This window comes from Methylocaldum sp. (genome assembly GCF_039794385.1).
Classification (GTDB): domain Bacteria; phylum Pseudomonadota; class Gammaproteobacteria; order Methylococcales; family Methylococcaceae; genus Methylocaldum.
Genome location: NZ_JBDIVO010000452.1, coordinates 1 through 3,145 on the forward strand (window position 1 = coordinate 1; position 3,145 = coordinate 3,145).

1 protein-coding gene and 1 pseudogene are annotated in these 3,145 nt (G+C 60.3%); both read right to left on the bottom strand.

Features of this window, described 5'->3' with window-relative positions; translation table 11 throughout:
* Positions 1-233: 233 nt before the first annotated feature.
* On the bottom strand, positions 234-2,570 hold the full coding sequence (locus tag ABJK70_RS22565) for a caspase family protein (RefSeq protein WP_347259208.1): 2,337 nt from the start codon (positions 2,568-2,570) through the stop codon (positions 234-236).
* Positions 2,571-2,620: 50 nt separating this feature from the next.
* A pseudogene (locus ABJK70_RS22570) lies at positions 2,621-3,145 on the bottom strand (alpha/beta hydrolase); the annotation flags it as partial.

A 3,145-nucleotide genomic window follows, 5' to 3' on the forward strand; every position in this document is an offset into this window, starting at 1 on the left:
CTAACTTAAATTCGACCTCAAAACTAAAATCGAATCCGGAATTCGCCCATATGCAACGTCTTTGTTTATGTCAACTTTGACGTCTAAAACAACGGCGCTAGCCTTGATCACGTGCCCTGTGCACTGGTTGCCGGCATTCCAATCGCAAACGGTCGTCCTGGGAGCGCCAGGACGACCCTTCATTGCCGACATGGCGATGTAGCTAGGCATTATCGGCTGAAAGCGTCTCTCCATCACGCATTATCCGGCACGAAAAAGAACGGGCTGCCTTCGTGGCCGGCGTGCTGGAGCGGGGCGTACTGGGGCATTTGCTCGAAACCGGCTTTGGAGGCCGAGGCTTTGACTTGGCCGGCCACGGCTCGGAAGACGTCGTAGTCTTCCAGGATTCCCTTGTTGCCGCGCAATACGTCGAGGAAGGCGTTGGCGAATACCGAATGGCCGCCGCCGCCCAGGTCGAGCACGGGTTTTACGCCGCCGGAGGTCAGTACCGTCCGCGCCTTGCGGGTGGCCATGATCTTCAGCCACTTGGCGCGCTTGCTTTCGTCCATGGCGTCCGGGAGTTTGGCGATGGCCGAACCGGTCATGGCGCCGGAATAGCAGGAGTCGGCGACGACCAATACGTGGCGGGCGGGCATGATGCTGAGGAATTCGGTGATGCTTTGGCTGGAAATCCAGTTGGCCGGATTGCCGACTTCGGCGTCGGTGGGCAGCCAGTAGGCGAGGTTCGTGTTGGGGTCGATTTCGCCGTGTCCCGCGTAGTAGATCAACAGGTTGTCTTCCGATGTCAGCTTTTTGTGGATTTCGTTCAGCGCCGTCATGATTTGATGACGGTTGGCGTTGAGGAGGAGCTTGGTGTTGAAGCCGTAGCGTTCGCGCAGGATGACGTCCAGGCTCTTCGCGTCGTTGCCCGGGGTTTGCAGGGCAGGGTAGGCGCTGTAGCTGTTGTTGCCGATGATGAGCGCGTAGAACTTGCCGAAATGGATATCGGTCGGCCGCCCCGCGCGTTTGCTTTCAACCGGCGCCGTGGCCGTCGTCTCCGAATGCTGCGCGGATTGCCCGATGAGGGTGACGTCCAGGCTCGTGACCTTGTTTTTCTTGTCGGTCGCGGTGATCTTAACCGAGCCCGTGGATTCGTCGGGATTGATCGGGTACCGGAAGATACCGGAGGTATCGGGTGTCAGAGGCTTGTCGTTGACGATCAATGAAAGCAGTTCCGCCGAAGACTCGATTTTCCCGACGATCTCCCTGGCTTCCGGCCCGACCTGGATCACCCGCGCGCCGCGGGTCATGGTGACGGGCGGGTCGATAATCTCCACCTGCGGGCCCGCCTGGGCGAGCATTTCCGGAGCGGGCTGTTCCTGAACCTTGAATGCCAGTTGTTCGACCTTTTCCTTGAGTAGGGCGATCTCTCTGGCCTGGTTCTGAAGTTCGGATTTGCGGCGGTCGATCTGCGCACGCGAGACGTCCCCGTTCGGCTTGTCCTTCTGAGTCAGCCATGCGGTCAGTTCGGACGACCTCTTTTGATAGTCCTCCATTTTTGCTTGGAGCGCGGTTTCGGCTTCGTCCAGTTGTTTGCGCGCGGAATTGACGGTTTGGCCGTTCGTTCCGGTTCCTGCCGGGGAACCGGCCTTCGCCGGGGCCGTTTGGGTCCGGACCGCCGCCAGTTCCTGCTTGAGCTTTTGGCGCTCCCGGCCGAATGCGGCCGCCATCTGGCTGACTTTGGCTTGCTGCGTTTTGAGCAGGGCGGTTTTCTGCCGGAGTTCTTCCTCGAGTTCGCGTATCTTCGGATCGTCGCCGGTCGATGAGGCCGCCTTTTGCTTCGCGAGCTTCTCCCGAAGGTTGTCGATCTCATCCTGCGATTTGCGCAGAGCATCTTGCTGTTCCTGTAGCTGCTGCCGGGTCGAGTTGAGTTCGCTGCGGAGTTCCTCGGCTTCGAGACGGCTGCGCTCGGCGGCCTGGCGCAGGGTTTCGATTTCCTGCCGCTGTGCATCGGAAGCCGCGACCGCCGGCGTGAAATTCAAATCGCTGCCTTCGAGCCCGGATGCTTTTTGATACCAGCGGCTCGCGGCAGCGCTGTCTTTAGTGACGCCCAAGCCTTTTTCGTAGAGATGTCCGAGGTTGATCTGCGCCTGGGCATTGCCTTTTTCGGCCGCCTTCCGATACCACTCGGCCGCTTTCCGATAGTCGGGCTCCTGCCCGAGGCCTTTTTCGTAGATCTGCCCGACGTAGAGCTGGGCCGTGGCGTCGCCTTCCTGGGCCTTGGGTAGCCAGACCTTCAGGGCGGATGAATAATTCGCGCGGTCGTAAGCGACATATTCGCCCCCGCGCACTTCGCAGTCGGCGGCCGTGGTTCGTATCGGACGGCGGGCGCTGAGATAGGTCATTTGCGACCCGAGTTTTCGCACCTGGCCGGGAAGGAGGCAGTCGACCACGAACAGTTTGTCCGCATCCTCGATATAACCTTCGACGGCGCGCGCCGCTTCCTCCTGACTGACCGGCTGAGAGGCGCAGCCGATCAGAAGGGTGGTGGATAAGGCAAGGGCTAAGGATGTCTTACGCAGCGGCTTCATGGTTGCAGTTTCTCCGGAGATCGGGGCGGGATGGGCTAAAAATGTAGCATTCATTGTGCAAGGGCGCTTGCGGAGTTTGATCCGAGATCGGCCGTCTTTTGCAGAATGCCTTTCCAGACTTCTTGCCAGCAACAGTGGTGATCGAAGTTGGGAAGCACGAAAACCTGGGCCCGGGGGCGCCGTTTGGCGATCGGTTCGAAGACGGAGGGCGGGACGACTCGGTCGGTCTCGCCGAGATAATGGTATTCGATGACGCCCTTAACCTTGATTTCGGCCGGGTTCAGCGAGCCTGCAAGAGGGCTGTATCCGTGATGGGCGGTCCAGGACTCGATGTCGAGATTTCCGGCCAAGGTCACGACGGCGGAGGTTTCCGGGAAACGCGGTGCCAGCAGAACGGCCAGCGCGCCGCCGCCGCTGTGTCCGAACAGAACCAGCCGCTCGAAGCGGTTTTTCGAAAGGAAGCTCCGCAAGGCGTGCGCCAGGCTGTCGACCACCTCGGGGCCGTACCTTCTATGCGTCCACAGCGCCGGCGAACAGCCGAGATCGGCCGAATGCCCGTAATAACAAGGACGCCC

Excerpts from the sequence above, each read along its gene's own strand:
- ABJK70_RS22565 (WP_347259208.1), bottom strand. The coding sequence starts at position 2,570 with ATGAAGCCGCTGCGTAAGACATCCTTAGCCCTTGCCTTATCCACCACC.